Annotated in this window: 1 protein-coding gene; it reads right to left on the reverse strand. The window is 26.6% G+C overall.

The annotated features are described in order from the left end of the window. Positions 1–378: 378 nt before the first annotated feature. Positions 379–2,658, reverse strand: coding sequence for an AAA family ATPase (locus QMA06_RS16385; RefSeq protein ID WP_290207993.1), 2,280 nt, complete (start codon positions 2,656–2,658; stop codon positions 379–381). Positions 2,659–2,816 lie beyond the last annotated feature (158 nt).

Raw genomic sequence — 2,816 nt, forward strand, 5'->3', positions numbered from 1 at the left:
TGTATTTTCTAATCCAATAGGAGATAGTTGTTCTGGGAACATCATATTTTTTAGATGCAAAGTTTGTAGAAATCTGACCATTCTGAATTTGGTCAACGACGAATAATTTGAGTTCTAAAGTTGCTTTATTATAGCTTTTTTTTCGCCAGTGTTCTTTTTGTGCTTTCATAAGTGACTATCATTAAATGATGAATTTTTAGTCAACCTATTTCAGGAAAGTACATTTTTCAAATTAATGCCAACGTGTTTGTATATGGTTTGTTGCGTGGTTTAAGCAACTAATTTAGTAAATAATTACCGACCAAGAAAGTCCGCGAGGACTTTCGTAAGTAGGCGATAAGCCAGCAATAAATTATATACGGTGTTGTGTGTAGTGCTTTATTTACATATCTTTTTACAATATTCAACTTGTCCAATGTATTTAATTTCAATATGTTTTACTATTGTTTCACATATTTCAATATAATCCTCATCAGTAATTGGTGCTTGTTCCGTTCTCCAACCTCCGTGAGATAAATCATTAATTAATGTGTATGATTTAGTATCGTCTTTAATATTTTCTTTGATATACTCGGCAATACTTTCTCCTGTTACATCAATCTTTTCAAATTTTGTTAGTGTTTCAATAATGTGTCTAATTGAGTTTGCAGTTGTATGCGTAGGAATTCCGTTTTTTCTGCAGATTTCATAAATATCCATCAAATGATTTATGTAAGGAACAGTTAAATTATTATTGAAATCGATTAATTCTCCTTTTTTGAGAAGTAATTTTTTATCAATAATATTATTTGAAGCTAGAACACGCATAAAATCATTATTGTGTGTTAAGATTAGGAATCTTTCACGTTTTAATTTATCTATAATTTTTGAAATATCTCTTATTACTCCACATAAAGTATAAACGTGTGAAAAATCCATACTTGAAATTGGATCATCAATTACAAAGAAAAGTTTTTGATAATCATCTTCATTTTCAACTTTTAAGTGAGTATCTCCGATAAAATAGGCGAATGCAACAATGTTTTTTTCTCCCTCACTTAAGATATTTTTTGCTTGGTCTTTTTCGAGAGTATTTTTATCAAATATTAATCTAAAGTTTTCTTCATCTAAAGTATACTTTTTAGCAAAAAAGTAATTAAGAACTGTTTTTATTGTCGAAGCTACTTTTTCTTTTTTACTTACTTTTTGTTGTTCTCTTTTTTTCCTTATTTCATCATTCAATGTTTTCCATTGAGCTCTCAATTTTATTACACTTTCAATGTTATTCTTGTGTTCATCAATTAGATGATTATAAGCACACTTAATAATCTCTTTTCTTGTAGATTTGTTTTCTTCCCCAATTTTATCTTTTTTATTATTAATAGCTTCAATTTCTTCGTTGTTTGAGGATACAACTCCATTAAAGAGTGTTTCTGATTTTTCTAAACTTTGTAGATGTTCGTCAGTTAAATCAATTGATTTATTAATGTTCTTTATTTTATCCTGAACACTTTCTATTATAAGTTCGATTTGTCTTCTTAAACACTCAATATCTAAACTATTCAATTCTATTTCTTCACTTGAAGGAATGTATTTAGTTTTGTATTTATTGAATTCATTTATTCTTTTAGTATTTTGAATTTCAATGTTCGTAAGTGTAATTATGTATTTTTCAAGAGAAGATTCATACTCTTTAAATAACTTTATTGTATTTGCTTCAATATCATTTAAGTAAGTTGTGTATTTATCTATTAAATTTAAAGCATCTTTTTCTAAAGATTGTTCGCAAAATGGACAATCTTTTTTTTCAGAATCGAGTAAGGTAATACCTGTTTCAACAAAAAGTTGTTTGTCCTTGATTTTATTTTTAAACTCTGTTGCTAACTCACTTAAACTATATTCTTTAAGGCAATTTTCTTTTATTTCATTTAGTAATTTAAAATCTAGTTTTAGTTTTTCAATTTGTTTTATATCATCTAGGTTTTCTGGAACAGATTTAATTTTGTTGTAATCTTCAATTAGTTCATCGAATGTTTTAGAAATATCATATTTCTCTTTTTGTATTCCATTAAAGATGTTTTGAAATTCGAGTATTTTATAATCTCCTAATCTTTTTATATTTTGAATATTACTAACCTTTTCTTCAACATATTTTTCTGTATCAATCTTTATTTGTTCATTTAGTTCAGAACCTTCTTTTTCTATTTTCGATAATTTTTCTTCATCTTCTTTTAGGTCAATATTTATTTTTCCAAGAATAAAACCTTCAATTTCACTATCTTTTTCATAACTCAAAGCACTTATGTTTTCTTCAACATAATCTTGATTAAATGTATGATATGTGTATTTGGTTTTAGGAAGATTTGGAATAACTCCTTTTTTTAATTCAATTTTAAAATCCTCTTGTGTAATTCCTTTTTTGTCAATTATTGAAAAAGAAAAATTACTATTTGATTTTCCAATTGTAATTAATTTATCTGTTGGACTAATTTCATTTTCAAGCTGTAATTCATTGGTGTTTTCCGTAAGTCTAAATAGTCTGCTAATAAATGTTTTTCCGCTTCCGTTATTTGCAAAAATACCTATCTTAAGAGAGTTTGAAGAAATTAATCTCGTTAAGTTTTTAATTGGTGCAATATTCTGACATTGAATATTTGTTTTTATTTTTTCTCCTGCCATTCTTTTCTAACGGATTTTTCTCGCATTACACACAACGGTTTGTGTATGAAACGTAGCGTGTAAAAAGACACTAACTTTTCGGATTAACACAGAGCCGAATTTTTATATTTTGATTTAACTTTTCAGTTTTAAAGCCAAATTAAAAATTTGGCGGTCTT

The sequence above is a fragment of the Winogradskyella bathintestinalis genome, from assembly GCF_030407435.1.
GTDB classification, from domain to species: Bacteria; Bacteroidota; Bacteroidia; order Flavobacteriales; family Flavobacteriaceae; genus Winogradskyella; species Winogradskyella bathintestinalis.